Raw genomic sequence first — 13213 nt, 5'->3', positions numbered from 1 at the left:
GGGCTCGGAGGTGGGTAGAGTGGGCAGCCACCGCGGCGGCCGGCGCCGGGGTCAGGGCCGTGCCGGGCACGGGCTCGGGCCGCCGCGGCTCGGGCTCGGGCTCGGGCTTCGGCTCAGGCTTCGCTTCCGGCTCAAGCTTCTGTACGGGCTTCGGCTCGGGCTTCGGCTCGGGCTTCAGCTCCGGCTCCGGCTGCCCCGCGGGGTGCGCCTCCGGGTGCGCCTCGGGAGGCGCCGCCACCAGGAGTTCACCCGGAAGGATCACCACGGCCGAGGTCCCTCCGTACACCGAGCGCCGCAGCGTGACCGTGGCGCCGAGCCGGTCGGCGAGGTGGCCGACCACGAAGAGGCCGAGCCGGTGCGCGTTCTCGGCGAGTACGGAGTACGGCGGGGCGGTGTGCAGGCGCCGGTTCATCTCCTCGTAGCGCTCGCTGCTCACCCGCGGCCCGCGGTCCTCGATCTCGACCGACAGGCCGTCCGCCACCAGTTCGGCGCGGATGACCACCTTCGACCTCGGCGGGGAGAACCGGGTGGCGTTGTCCAGCAGCTCCGCCAGCAGGTGGCTGATCTGGCTGATCACCTGGGGTGCGACGCCGGCCTCGTCCAGGGCCTGGCGCTCGATCCGCCGGAAGTCCTCGACCTCGGCGGCGGCCTCGCGCAGCAGGTCGGCGATCCGCATGGGCTCGGTGTGCGGGTCGGGGACCTCGCCGCCCGAGAGGATGAGCAGGTTCTCGATCTGCCGCCGCATGCCCACCGTCAGCTGGTCGGAGCGCATCAGCTGGGCGAGCAGCGCCTCGTCGTGGCCGAAGGCGTCCTGGATGTCCTCGGTGAGCCCGAGCTGGCGGCTGACCAGGTTGCCGGTGCGGGAGGCGATGCCCGAGGCGAACATGCCGAAGCCCTGGCGCTCGGCGGCGAGCTGGCGGTGCCCGTCGACGGACACGGCGACGACCCGGGCGAACGCGTCGTTGATCCGGCCGACCTCGTCCTGGTCGCCGCGGACCACGGGCAGGGCGTCGTCGTCGACGCTCTGCCCGCGGTGGAGCCGGTCGACGATCTCCGGCAGGGTGCGCTCGGCGACGGCGACCGTACGCCGGTGCAGGCCGTCCAGGCGGCGCAGCACGGAGCGGGTCGTGAACACGACGACGACCACGACGAACAGCAGCGCGCCGCCGCTGGCGCCGATCAGCCGGAACACCTGGCTCTCCAGCTCGTCGGCCCGGGCGTCGGCCTGGGCGAGCAGGCCCCGGGACCGGTCGGTGGTGAGCCGGCTCAGCTGGGGTGCGAACTGCTGGTGGGCGGGGCGCCATCCGGAGATCTCGGCGGGCAGTTTCATCCCCGAGTCGACGTCCTTGTGGGCGGAGACGATCGCGTTCTCGATCCGGAGCTTGGCCTGCCAGGCGTACGAGCCGACGATCTGCCCGTAGAACTGCCGTTCCTCGACGGGCAGGTACGGCACGACGGAGGTGTCGTAGAGGTAGCGGTGGGTGCCGACGGCGTCGATGAGGCCGGTGAACCCGGCGGGGGTGAGCTCCCTGGCCGGCCCGGCCAGGGCGAGGTAGGCGTCCTCGCGGGAGACCAGCTCGGCGGCCGCCAGCATGGAGACGGCCACGCGGCTCTCCTGGGTGAGCCCGGCGTCCTCGGCGTGGCTGAACTCCTCCTCGTAGAGGCGGACCATCCGGTCGATCACGTCGGTGTAGTAGACGACCGCGCTCTCGGGGCTGCCGTTGCGGCGGTCGAGGCGTTCGCGGTGCGCGGCCAGCCCGTCGAGGCCGCCGCTGACCTCCACGAGCAGCAGCTCGACCTCCGGGGACCGCCGGGGGCCGCCCGCGGTCAGCTTGCGGAACTCGGCGGCGGCGCGGTCGGTCGCCGCCCGCGCCTCGCGCACGTCGCCGTCCGCCACGGGCGTGCCGGCGAACCGCGCGGCGGCGATCGTCCGCTCCGCCTGGGTCGCGGCCAGGACCCGGAACAGCGGTTCGCCGAGCTGCTCACCGGCCGCCACGACGGATCGCAGACGGTCCGACTGCGCCAGCAGCCGGTCGGCGGTGAGCACGGTCTGAGCACCCATCGCCACGGTCGGGACGACCGCGAGCCAGACCAGCAGCGTGCGCAGGCGCACGGTCCGCCGCCGCCTGTTCGTCGACGGCGCTGGCGCGCCTGCGGAGTCAGTGGCAGACATCGGTCCTCGGTTGCGGCGGGACGGGCAGGTACGGGAACGATCGATCAGACGGAAGGCGCCGATCATAACCAGCCATGCCGAGGCGATGGAACACGTCAGGGCCGGCCCGAGTAGGGCCGACCCTGATCGTGGGTGATCAGACGCGGTCGAAGCGGTCCAGGTTCATGACCTTGTCCCACGCGGCGACGAAGTCCTTGACGAACTTCTCCTTCCCGTCGTCGCTCGCGTACACCTCGGCGAGCGCCCGCAGTTCGGAGTTCGAGCCGAAGACGAGGTCGAACCGGGAGCCGGTCCACCTGACCTCGCCGGTGGCGGCGTCACGGCCTTCGAAGGTGCTCCGGTCCTCGGACGTCGCCGTCCACGTCGTGCCCAGGTCGAGCAGGTTGACGAAGAAGTCGTTGGTCAGGGAGCCGGGGGTGTCGGTGAGGACGCCCAGCGAGGACCGCTGGTGGACCGCGCCGAGGACGCGCAGGCCGCCGACGAGGACGGTCAGCTCGGGGGCGCTCAGGTTCAGCAGGTTCGCCCGGTCGACCAGCAGGAACTCGGCCGGCAGGCGGTTGCCCTTGCCGAGGTAGTTGCGGAACCCGTCGGAGGCCGGCTCCAGCGCGGCGAACGACTCGACGTCGGTCTGCTCCTGCGAGGCGTCCACGCGGCCCGGCGCGAACGGCACCCGGACGTCGAAGCCGGCCGCCCCGGCGGCCTGCTCGACGGCCGCGGCGCCGGCCAGCACGACCAGGTCGGCGAGCGAGATCTGCGCGCCGCCGGCCCGGTCGATGTTGAAGGACTTCTGGATGCTCTCCAGGGTGCTCAGCACGGCCGCCAGCTGGTCGGGCTCGTTGACCTCCCAGCCGTTCTGCGGCTGGAGGCGGATGCGCCCGCCGTTGGCGCCGCCGCGCTTGTCGCTGCCGCGGAAGGAGGAGGCCGCCGCCCACGCGGTGGACACCAGCTCGGCCACCGACAGGCCCGAGTCGAGGATCTTCGCCTTCAGCTCGGCGATGTCCTCGGCGCCTACGAGTTCGTAGGTGCGCTCCGGCAGCGGGTCCTGCCAGATCAGCTCCTCGGAGGGGACCTCCGGGCCGAGGTAGCGCACGACCGGGCCCATGTCACGGTGGGTCAGCTTGAACCAGGCACGGGCGAAGGCGTCCGCGAACTGGTCCGGGTTCTCGTAGAAGCGCCGCGAGATCTGCTCGTAGACCGGGTCGAAGCGGAGCGACAGGTCGGTGGTGAGCATCGTCGGGAGGTGCTTCTTCGACGGGTCGAACGCGTCGGGGACGACCGCCTCGGCGTCCTTCGCCACCCACTGGTGGGCGCCGGCCGGGCTGGTGGTGAGCTCGTACTCGTACTCGAAGAGGTTCGTGAAGAAGCCGTTGCCCCACTGGGTCGGCGTGGTGGTCCAGGTGACCTCCAGGCCGGAGGTGATCGCGTCCGCGCCCTTGCCGGAGCCGTACGAGCTCTGCCAGCCGAGGCCCTGGGCCTCCAGCGGCGCGGCCTCGGGGTCGGCGCCGACGTGGTCCGCGGGGCCGGCGCCGTGGGTCTTGCCGAAGGTGTGGCCGCCGGCGATCAGCGCGACGGTCTCCTCGTCGTTCATCGCCATCCGGCGGAACGTTTCACGGATGTCGCGGGCGGCGGCGACGGGGTCCGGGTTGCCGTTCGGGCCCTCGGGGTTGACGTAGATGAGACCCATCTGGACGGCGCCGAGGGGGCTCTCCAGCTCGCGGTCGCCGGAGTAGCGCTCGTCGGCGAGCCAGGTGGTCTCGGGGCCCCAGTAGACGTCCTCCTCGGCCTCCCAGACGTCCTCGCGGCCGCCGCCGAAGCCGAAGGTCGTGAAGCCCATCGTCTCCAGGGCGACGTTGCCGGCGAGGATCATGAGGTCGGCCCACGACAGGCTCTGGCCGTACTTCTTCTTGACCGGCCACAGCAGTCGGCGCGCCTTGTCGAGGTTCGCGTTGTCCGGCCAGCTGTTGAGCGGGGCGAAGCGCTGCTGGCCGGCGCCGGCGCCGCCGCGGCCGTCGCTGATCCGGTAGGTGCCGGCGCTGTGCCAGGCCATCCGGACCATCAGCGGGCCGTAGTGGCCGAAGTCGGCCGGCCACCAGTCCTGCGAGGTCGTCAGGACCTCGGCTATGTCGGCCTTGACGGCCGGGAGGTCGAGCGCGCCGAACGCCGCGGCGTAGTCGAACTCCTCACCGAGGGGGTTGGCCACGGCGGGGTTCTTGGCGAGGATCTTCAGGTTGAGGCGCTCCGGCCACCACTGGGCGTTCCCGCCGCCCTGGGTGGGGTGAGCGGCCCGCCCGTGCGCGACCGGGCAGCCGCCCCCGCCCTGCGCACTCGTGTCTGCGACGGGTGCATCGTGCTTCTCAGACATGGGAAATCCTTCCGAGCCGAACGGATCACGGAGTTCAGGGAACTGAGGGCGGTACTGAGGGGCGGTACTGAGGCGGTCGAAGAGTCCGGGCGCAGTCCACTTGGCCGCTGGACAGAACCGATCCTACGATGGACCTAGTCCAAGTCAATACGACAACCAGACCCGCACGGATTCTTTTCCGCGGCGGTGCGCGGTGAGGCTGGGGTGAGGCATGAGCGACCTGCTGGAACGCCTGCGGGGACGCGGCTGGCGGATGACCGCCCAGCGCCGGGTGGTGGCCGAGGTGCTCGACGGCGAGCACGTCCACCTCACCGCGGACGAGGTGCTCGCGCGGGCAGCCGCGAGGCTGCCGGAGATCTCCCGCGCGACCGTCTACAACACCCTGGGCGAGCTGGTCGCGCTCGGCGAGGTGACGGAGGTCAGCACGGACGGCCGCGCCAAGCGCTACGACCCGAACGCCCACCGCCCCCACCAGCACCTGCTGTGCTCGGGCTGCGGCACGATCCGCGACGTCCACCCCACGGGCGACCCCCTGACCGCCCTGCCCCCGTCCGAGCGCTACGGCTTCACGCTCACGACCGCCGAGGTCACGTACCGAGGCCTGTGCCCGGACTGCACCTGAGCCGCCCCGCCCGAACGCGCCGAAACGGGCCGAAACACGCCGGAGCCGGGCCGACCGATCCGGCCGACCCGGCTCCGGGCCCGGTTCTCGTGTCGGGGCTCAGCCCTCGTCGGGCGTGAGGCGCAGGGAGATCGAGTTGATGCAGTAGCGCTGGTCCGTGGGGGTCGGGTAGCCCTCGCCCTCGAAGACATGCCCGAGGTGGGAGCCGCAGCGGGCGCAGCGGACCTCGGTGCGGACCATGCCGTGGGAGGTGTCCGCCAGGAGCTCGACCGCGTCGGAGTCCTTCGGGTCGTAGAAGGACGGCCAGCCGCAGTGGGAGTCGAACTTGGCCTCGGAGCGGAAGAGTTCCGCTCCGCAGGCGCGGCAGGAGTACGTTCCGAGCGTCTTGGTGTCGGTGTACTCGCCGCGGAAGGCGGGCTCGGTGCCGGCGAGGCGCAGGACCTGGTACTCGGACGGGGTCAGCTCCGCCTGCCACTGCTCGTCGGGCTTCTCGACTTCGTACGCCATCGCGCTCTCCGGCTCCTCGCTCGCTTCAGTTCGACAGGTGGGCGAGGATCTGCGGACCGAGGTCCGTGACGTCACCCGCGCCCATGGTGAGAACGAGATCGCCGGGCTTGGCCATTCCCGCGAGCACGGCGGGGGCCGCCGCCTTGTCGTGGACGGCCGTGACGTCGGCGCCGGCGGCGCGGGCCGCGGCGATGATGATCTCGCTGGTGACGCCCGGGACCGGGTCCTCGCGGGCCGGGTAGATGTCCAGGACGACCGAGGCGTCGGCCAGGGCCAGGGCCTGGCCCATCTCGGTGCCGAGCTCCTGGGTGCGGGAGAAGAGGTGGGGCTGGAAGAGGACCAGGATGCGGGAGTCGGCGGCCGCCCCGCGGATGGCCTCCAGGTCGGCGGTCATCTCGGTCGGGTGGTGCGCGTACGAGTCGATGACCTGGACGCCGGCCGCCTCGCCCTTGAGCTGGAGGCGGCGCTTGACGCCGGTGTACTTGCCCAGCGCCGCGGCCAGGTCGTCGGCCGGGACGCCGAGGGCCACGCCGGCCGCGAGCGCGGCGACGGCGTTGTGCGCGTAGTGGCGGCCCGGGACGGAGACCGTGAAGGTGATCTCGCGGCCGTCGATGCCGACGCGGACCTCGCTGGTCAGGCCGCGCGGGGTGACGGCCAGGATGCGGACGTCGGCCTTGTCGGACTCGCCGTAGGTGACGACGGTGAGGTCCTGCCGGCCGGCCACCCGGCCGGCGATCTCGGCCGCGCCGGCCTGGTCGGCGGAGACCACCAGGGTGCCGCCGGGGACGACCTTGCCGACGAAGGTCTCGAAGGAGTCGTAGATCTCGTCCATCGAGGCGTAGTTCGCGTGGTGGTCGAGCTCCGCGTTGAGGATGATCGCGACCTGCGGGTCGTACTTGTGGAAGCTGCGGTCGCTCTCGTCCGCCTCCGCCACGAAGATGTCGCCCGTGCCGTGGTGCGCGTTGGAGCCGGGGGCGTCGAGGTCGCCGCCGATCGCGTACGACGGGTCCAGGCCGAGGGCCGAGAGGGAGACCGCCAGCATCGAGGTGGTGGTGGTCTTGCCGTGCGTACCGGCGACGGCGATGGGGCGCAGGCCCTGCATCAGCCCGGCCAGCGCGTCGGAGCGGTGCACGACCGGTACGCCCAGCTCGGCGGCGCGGGCCAGCTCCGGGTTGTCGGCGCGGATGGCGCTGGAGACGACGACGCAGGTGGCGTCGTCGGCGAGGTGGCCGGCAGCGTGCCCGATGTGGACCGTGGCCCCGTGGGCGCGCAGCGCCTGGGCGGTGTCGGACTCACGGGCGTCGCTGCCGGCGACACGGGCACCGCGCTGGGCGAGGATCTTGGCGATCCCGGACATCCCGGCTCCGCCGATGCCGATGAAGTGCGGGCGGTCCATGGCGGTCGGCAGGCCGGGCGTCATACGGGGTGCTCCAGGGTCGGTTCGGTTCGGATCTAATCAGGTTGGATCGGATCCGGCTGGATCAGATCACGTCGGGGCGGATCAGGCCGGGTCGGATCCGGTCGGCGTGCGGCACGGCGTAGCGGGACGCGTACGGCACGACGCGGGTGTGCGGACCCAGCCTATTCGTTGTGGGCGAAGAGCTTGAGCACCGGAACGCCTACCTTGTGCCGCGCCCGGGACGCCCAGTCCCGGTGGAAGAACTCCTCCACGAAGTGCGGAGCGGTCAGGACGATCACCTCGTCGGCGTTCGTCTCCTCCACGACGGCCTTCAGCTTGTCGAGCGGGTGCTCCTCGATGATCCGCCCGACGGCCTTGGCCCCCTTCTTGCGCAAGGCCTCCAGGGAGTGGGCGAGCGCCTGCTCGGCCGGGCCGCGGGCGGCCGCCCCCTCGGGCTCGTCGCCCTCGCGGATCGCGTCCGGCAGCTCTCCGAGCGCGACGTCGTCGATGGCGCGCAGCAGCCGGTCCTGGTCGCCCCGCGGCTGCATGAGGACGAAGAAGGAGACCGGGTCGTCTCCGTGCAGGGTGGTGACGAAGTCCACGTCTACGGACGTCAGAGGCTTCTCGATCATCAATACGCTCGTGAACACGGACGCCCTCTCCTTCATGGGCCGTGGCAGGGCCCTGCGGAAACCATCCTGCCCCGCTGTCGCACGGGGCTCGCGCAGGTATATGTGCCCAGCGAGAGCAAACCGGAACGAGGAATTCCGCTTCTTCTCAGCTCCGACGGTAGCGGGTGAAGAGGAACCCGGCCTCTTCCAGTACGGACACCAGCCGGAGCCGGGTCGGGACCTCCAGCCGGCCGCCCCCGGCGATGCGCTGGGCGTCACCCGCCGTGAGCATCGGGGACACGGTCAGGCACAGCTCGTCCAGCACCCCGGCGGCCACGAACTGGCCCAGCAGCCGGGGCCCGCCCTCGGTCAGCTGGCGCCGCAGCCCCCGGTCGGCCAGCTCCCGCACCGCCCGCGCGGCGTCCACCGCGGCCCCCTCACCCGCGGTCACCACCTCGACCCCGGCCGCGGCCGCGGCGGCCAGCCGCTCGGGCGGGGCGGCGGAACCGGTGAGCACCAGGGTCGGCACCAGCGGCGCGGTGAACAGGGGCAGCGAGAAGTCCAGGTCCATGCTCGCGGTGACCACCGCGATGGCCGGTGCGGGGCCCTGGCCCGCGGCCCGGCGGCGGGCGGCGAAGGCCTCCCGGGCCCGGGCGGGGCGGTAGCCCTCCTGGCGAACCGTTTCCGCGCCGACCACCACCACATCGGCCAGCCCCCGCAGGGTGCCGAAGACGCGCATGTCGGTGTCGCTGGAGATCGGCTGCGAGCGCCCGTCGTGCTGGGCGGCCCCGTCCAGCGTGGACACCATGTTGCCGCGCAGCCAGTGGCCGTCCGCGGCGAGCTCGGGGTAGGCGTAGGCCTCGGCCAGTTCGTCCAGCGACCACTCGCGGTCCTCGCCGGACAGTGTCCGACCGGGTGCGGAGGGCGGTGCCTGTCCGGTCACGGCAGGCTGTGCCTGTCCGGTCACGGCGGGCGGTGTCTGATCGGTCACAGGGAACAGGCGTCGCATCGGGGCAGTGTGTCACGCGACGTAGAGTGGAACGCTGTGCCGACATCACTCTCCACGCCCGGTTCCGCCACCGGGCGGAGCCCGATAGCCGACGCGGGCCCGCAGTCCCTGTGCGCCCGCGAGCCCCACGTGCCCGCAGAGCGGCTGGTCGCCGAGATGGTGCCGCCCCCGCGTTTCGACGGGGTGCGCTTCGACACGTACAACCCGGACCCGAACCAGCCCAGCCAGGCCGAGGCCGTCACCACCCTGCGCGGCTTCGCCGCCGGGCTCGGCGGGGCCCACGCCACCGGCGCCGGCAAGCGCCGCTGGTTCTCCCGCGCCCCGCGCAAGGCGGAGCCGGCCGGCCCCCGCGGGGTCTACCTCGACGGCGGGTACGGCGTCGGCAAGACCCACCTGCTGGCCTCCCTGTGGCACGCCACCCCGGCCGAGCCCTCGCTCAAGGCCTTCGGCACCTTCGTCGAGCTGACCAACCTGGTGGGCGCGCTCGGCTTCCAGAAGACGGTCGAGACCCTCGGCGGCCACCGGCTGCTGTGCATCGACGAGTTCGAGCTCGACGACCCCGGTGACACCGTCCTCGTCTCCAGCCTGCTCAGCCGGCTCGTGGAGCAGGGCGTCGCGCTCGCCGCCACCTCCAACACGCTGCCCGGCAAGCTCGGCGAGGGCCGGTTCGCCGCCGTCGACTTCCTGCGCGAGATCCAGGGCCTGTCCGCCCACTTCCGCCCGCTGCGCATCGACGGCGAGGACTACCGCCACCGCGGCCTGCCCGAGGCGCCCGCGCCGTACTCCGACGAGCAGGTGGCCAAGGCCGCGTACGCCACGCCCGGCGCGACCTTCGACGACTTCCCCGGCCTCCTGGACCACCTGGCCCGGGTGCACCCGAGCCGCTACGGCGCGCTGACCGAGGGCATATCCGCGGTCTGCCTGACCGACGTGGCGCCGGTGCCGGACCAGTCGACCGCGCTGCGCCTGGTGGTGCTCGCCGACCGGCTCTACGACCGGGAGATACCCGTCCTCGCCTCCGGTGTCGCCTTCGACCGGCTGTTCAGCGAGGACATGCTGAACGGCGGTTACCGCAAGAAGTACTTCCGGGCCATCTCGCGGCTCACCGCCCTCGCGCGCGACGCGAAGGGGCTGGTGGCGCAGTAGGTTTGGGGACGCCGGGTCGGCCTCGCGGCCGCCGCCCGGCCGTTTCCCACCTCTGCGAAGGGATCCACCCATGGCCACCACCCGCCACGCGCACACCGTCTGGGAAGGCGACCTGCTGAAGGGCAAGGGCGTCGTCACCCTCGACTCCTCGGGTCTGGGCTCGTACGACGTCTCCTGGCCGGCCCGTTCCGAGGAGCCGAACGGCAAGACCAGCCCGGAGGAGCTGATCGCGGCGGCCCACTCCAGCTGCTTCTCGATGGCGCTGTCCCACGCCCTGGCCGGCAAGGGCACACCGCCCACCCGCCTGGAGACCAAGGCCGATGTCACCTTCCAGCCGGGCGAGGGCATCACGGGCATCCACCTGAGCGTCCGCGGCGAGGTCCCCGGCCTCGACGAGGCGGGCTTCGCCGCCGTCGCGGAGGACGCGAAGAAGAACTGCCCCGTCAGCCAGGCGCTGACCGGTACGACCATCACCCTGAGCGCCGAGCTCGCCTGAACCCTGCCGGACCGGTCCGCGGCGTCCGCCGCGCTCGGCTGAGGCCTGCCGGACCGGTCCGCGGCGTCCGCCGCGCGGAGCGCCCCGACCGGGTGCTCCGCGCGTCGGCGCCCCCGGCCACCGCACCCGTGGTACCACGGCTGGCGTCACATCTCCTGGCCGTCACGGGGAGTTGCCGATGTCCGTGGACCGTCGCAAGGTGCTGGCCGGCGCCGCCGTGGTCGTCACCGGGGCGCTCGGCGCCCTGTTCGCCGGCGGCGGCAGCGCCGCGCCGCGGGCCACCGCCGCCGGGTACGGCCCCCTGCTCCCCGATCCGCACGGCCTGCTGGACCTGCCCGAGGGGTTCACGTACCGCGTGCTGTCCCGGGCCGGGGACCCGCTGCGCTCCGGCGAAGGCACGGTCCCGGCCAACTGCGACGGCATGGCCGCCTTCCGCGCCGGGCGGGGCGGCGTCCGCCTCGTACGCAACCACGAGAACCGCACCACCGCCGCGCTGCGCGTGCCGCCCGTGGCCGGGCTCGTGTACGACCCGGACGCCCTGGGCGGCTGCACGGTGCTCTCGCTCGACGCACACGGCGGGGTGACCGCCGAACGGGTCGGCATCAGCGGGACCGCCGTCAACTGCGCGGGCGGCCGTACCCCGTGGCACACCTGGCTGACCTGCGAGGAGACCGAGGACACCCGGGGCACGGCCGGCTACTCCCGCGACCACGGGTACGTCTTCGAGGTCGACCCGGCCGACCCGCAGCGCACGGGGGCGGTGCCGCTGACGGCGCTGGGCCGGTTCGCCCACGAGGCCGTGGCCGTGGACCCGTACCGCGGGGTCGTCTACGAGACCGAGGACGCCTTCGACAGACCCTTCGGGCTCTTCTACCGTTTCCTGCCCCGGCGCCCGCTCGGCGGCACCGGCTCGCTGCGCGCCGGCGGCGCGCTGGAGGCGATGCGGGTGCCGGGGGTCGCGGACCTGGCGGCCGTGCAGGAGCCGGGCGCCGAGTTCCCCGTCGAGTGGGTGCCCGTCCCGGACCCGTCGGCGGCCCGGACGCCGATCCGGTTCCAGGACTTCGGGCGCGGCGGGATCACGCACGCGCAGAAGCTGGAGGGCTGCTACTGGGGCGGCACCGGCGTGTACTTCGTCTCCAGCTACGCGCGGGGGCGCGAGGGCGCGGCCGCCGACCACTTCGGCCAGGTGTGGTTCCACGACCCGCTCAGGGACCGGGTCCGCCTGGAGGTCGTCTTCGGCCCGGCCACCGACGTACGGCTGCCCGGCGACAGTCCCGACAACATCTGCCTGGCACCGGACGGCGGGCTGATGGTGTGCGAGGACGGCGGCGGGGAGCAGTACGTGTTCGGCGTGACGCGGGGCGGGGCGGTGTATCCGGTGGCGCGCAACGCCGACGGCATCGGGACGGCGCAGAAGCCGGAGTGGGGGGAGTTCGCCGGGGTCACCTTCTCCCCCGACGGCCGGACGATGTACGTCAACGCGTACGCCCCGGGCACGACCTTCGCGGTGACCGGGCCCTGGCGGTGACTGGCCCTCTGCGTTGACTGGCCCTGGCGTGACCGGCTCCTGGCGGTGACCGTCCCCGGCACGCCCGCGTACGCCCCTGCCGCCGCCCGGCACGCTTCCCCGGCCCGCTTCCGCACCCGCCCGGCCCTCGCGTCCCATTCCCCGGAGGGTGACTTCGGCGTGCGCGAGTGCCGTGCACGTACGATTTCCAGATAGTCATATATTTTGCCTGCGTGACCATTTCACTGCGCAAAGTGGCAGTACTCGCCGCGTTCGGCGTCGCCCTCGCCGGCTGCGCGGGCGGCGGCGCCGGTACGCCGGGCGGCGGGCGGGGCGGGGACCGTACGGCCTCCCCCGGCGCCTCCGCCTCTGCCGCCGGCCCGGGCTCGTCGCCTGCAGCCGGTTCCGCCGCCGGTTCCGCTGCCGGTTCCGCCGCGGGCGGCCAGCAGGGCGCCTCCCCGCAGGCCGCACCCGGCCCCGCCAAGGCCCCCACCCTCGCCCCCGGCCCGAACGGGCTCACCCCGGTCTTCGAACGCGCGAAACAGCGGACCGACAAGACGGTCGCCCTCACCTTCGACGCCGACATGACGGCCGATCAGGGCCCGCGCGCGGCCGCGGGGGAACGTTTCGACAACCCTCAGCTCATCGCCACCCTGCGCGCGCTCAAGGTGCCGTCGACCGTCTTCATGACGGGCCGCTGGGCCGAGGAGTACCCCGATCAGGCGAAGGCCATCGGCACCGACCCGATGTTCGAGGTCGCGAACCACTCCTACAGCCACCACGCCTTCACCGAGCCCTGCTACGGCCTGCCCGCCCTCGACGGCGCCGCCGCCCGCGCCGACGTGGACCGGGCCTTCGAGTCGTTCCGCAAGGCCGGAGCGGTCAACACCGTCCCGTACTTCCGCTTCCCCGGCGGCTGCTACGACGACCAGGCCCTGCGGGCGCTGTCCACGGCCAAGGTCACGGCCGTCCAGTGGGACGTGGTCAGCGGGGACGCCTTCGCCAAGGACCCGGCGGCGGTCGCGGCCCAGGTGCTGGCCGGGGTCAAGCCCGGCTCGCTGGTCGTCATGCACTGCACGCGCAGCGCGGCCCCGGTCACGGAGGAGGCGATCCGCACGATCGTCCCGGAGCTGCGCAAGCGCGGCTACCGCTTCGTGAAGGTCTCGGAGCTCATGGGCACGTAGGGCTTCCCGGCGGGGCGGGACCCACGGGGCCGGGCGGGACCTGCGGTCCGGGGCGGGCCGACGCGGGCGCGTACACCACGGGCCGGCGCGGCCGCGTACCCGTCTCCTTTACACAACGGACGCTTCCGGAGATACTTAGGAGTTCGGGTTTCGGGGTGCGCATTGACGTGTTGTACAATATACTTATGTGTAACACA

General features: G+C 73.0%; 11 protein-coding genes. 5 read left to right on the top strand and 6 right to left on the bottom strand.

The window, feature by feature from the left end; genetic code table 11:
* Both GPJ59_RS24555 and katG read right to left on the bottom strand, forming a co-directional pair.
* On the bottom strand, positions 1-2113 hold a 2113-nt coding region (locus tag GPJ59_RS24555; protein ID WP_308120456.1), incomplete at its 3' end, for a sensor histidine kinase.
* A gap of 196 nt (positions 2114-2309) precedes the next feature.
* Positions 2310-4535, bottom strand: a complete 2226-nt coding sequence (gene katG / locus GPJ59_RS24550) for a catalase/peroxidase HPI (RefSeq protein ID WP_219669867.1) — start codon at positions 4533-4535, stop codon at positions 2310-2312.
* A 211-nt stretch (positions 4536-4746) separates the two neighbouring features.
* Here katG and GPJ59_RS24545 point away from each other — a divergent pair, with 211 nt between their 5' ends.
* Positions 4747-5157, top strand: coding sequence for a Fur family transcriptional regulator (locus tag GPJ59_RS24545; protein WP_219669866.1), 411 nt, complete (start codon positions 4747-4749; stop codon positions 5155-5157).
* 99 nt (positions 5158-5256) lie between these two features.
* Here the strand turns inward: GPJ59_RS24545 and msrB are convergent, their stop codons facing one another.
* From msrB to GPJ59_RS24525, 4 genes are all read right to left on the bottom strand, one after another.
* Positions 5257-5664 carry a peptide-methionine (R)-S-oxide reductase MsrB gene (gene msrB / locus GPJ59_RS24540; RefSeq protein WP_219669865.1) on the bottom strand — a complete coding sequence of 136 codons (408 nt, stop codon included), beginning with the start codon at positions 5662-5664 and terminating at the stop codon, positions 5257-5259.
* A 25-nt stretch (positions 5665-5689) separates the two neighbouring features.
* Positions 5690-7084 (bottom strand): UDP-N-acetylmuramate--L-alanine ligase, encoded by a 1395-nt coding sequence (gene murC, locus GPJ59_RS24535; protein WP_219669864.1) that lies wholly within the window; start codon positions 7082-7084, stop codon positions 5690-5692.
* A 161-nt stretch (positions 7085-7245) separates the two neighbouring features.
* A complete protein-coding gene (locus GPJ59_RS24530; protein ID WP_219669863.1) occupies positions 7246-7731 on the bottom strand; it encodes an indole-3-glycerol phosphate synthase in 486 nt (161 codons plus the stop codon).
* A 109-nt stretch (positions 7732-7840) separates the two neighbouring features.
* Positions 7841-8683 carry a pyrimidine reductase family protein gene (locus tag GPJ59_RS24525; RefSeq protein WP_219669862.1) on the bottom strand — a complete coding sequence of 281 codons (843 nt, stop codon included), beginning with the start codon at positions 8681-8683 and terminating at the stop codon, positions 7841-7843.
* Between the two features lie 36 nt (positions 8684-8719).
* Between GPJ59_RS24525 and zapE the strand changes: the two genes are divergently transcribed.
* The 4 genes from zapE to GPJ59_RS24505 all read left to right on the top strand — a co-directional run bounded on the left by zapE (position 8720) and on the right by GPJ59_RS24505 (position 13016).
* Positions 8720-9829 (top strand): cell division protein ZapE, encoded by a 1110-nt coding sequence (gene zapE, locus GPJ59_RS24520; RefSeq protein WP_219669861.1) that lies wholly within the window; start codon positions 8720-8722, stop codon positions 9827-9829.
* A gap of 70 nt (positions 9830-9899) precedes the next feature.
* Positions 9900-10325 carry an OsmC family protein gene (locus tag GPJ59_RS24515; RefSeq protein ID WP_219669860.1) on the top strand — a complete coding sequence of 142 codons (426 nt, stop codon included), beginning with the start codon at positions 9900-9902 and terminating at the stop codon, positions 10323-10325.
* Between the two features lie 178 nt (positions 10326-10503).
* Positions 10504-11853 carry an alkaline phosphatase PhoX gene (locus tag GPJ59_RS24510; RefSeq protein ID WP_219669859.1) on the top strand — a complete coding sequence of 450 codons (1350 nt, stop codon included), beginning with the start codon at positions 10504-10506 and terminating at the stop codon, positions 11851-11853.
* A 212-nt stretch (positions 11854-12065) separates the two neighbouring features.
* On the top strand, positions 12066-13016 hold the full coding sequence (locus GPJ59_RS24505) for a polysaccharide deacetylase family protein (RefSeq protein WP_308120454.1): 951 nt from the start codon (positions 12066-12068) through the stop codon (positions 13014-13016).
* Positions 13017-13213: the final 197 nt, after the last annotated feature.

This window comes from Streptomyces bambusae (assembly GCF_019400985.1).
GTDB classification, from domain to species: Bacteria; Actinomycetota; Actinomycetes; order Streptomycetales; family Streptomycetaceae; genus Streptomyces; species Streptomyces bambusae_A.
The sequence above is the reverse complement of the archived record's forward strand: the minus strand, read 5'-3'. Positions and strand labels throughout refer to the sequence as shown.

Coding starts and splice junctions, on each gene's coding strand:
- katG (WP_219669867.1), bottom strand. CDS start 4,535: ATGTCTGAGAAGCACGATGCACCCGTCGCAGACACGAGTGCGCAGGGC.
- GPJ59_RS24545 (WP_219669866.1), top strand. CDS start 4,747: ATGAGCGACCTGCTGGAACGCCTGCGGGGACGCGGCTGGCGGATGACC.
- msrB (WP_219669865.1), bottom strand. CDS start 5,664: ATGGCGTACGAAGTCGAGAAGCCCGACGAGCAGTGGCAGGCGGAGCTG.
- murC (WP_219669864.1), bottom strand. CDS start 7,084: ATGACGCCCGGCCTGCCGACCGCCATGGACCGCCCGCACTTCATCGGC.
- GPJ59_RS24530 (WP_219669863.1), bottom strand. CDS start 7,731: ATGAAGGAGAGGGCGTCCGTGTTCACGAGCGTATTGATGATCGAGAAG.
- GPJ59_RS24525 (WP_219669862.1), bottom strand. CDS start 8,683: ATGCGACGCCTGTTCCCTGTGACCGATCAGACACCGCCCGCCGTGACC.
- GPJ59_RS24515 (WP_219669860.1), top strand. CDS start 9,900: ATGGCCACCACCCGCCACGCGCACACCGTCTGGGAAGGCGACCTGCTG.
- GPJ59_RS24510 (WP_219669859.1), top strand. CDS start 10,504: ATGTCCGTGGACCGTCGCAAGGTGCTGGCCGGCGCCGCCGTGGTCGTC.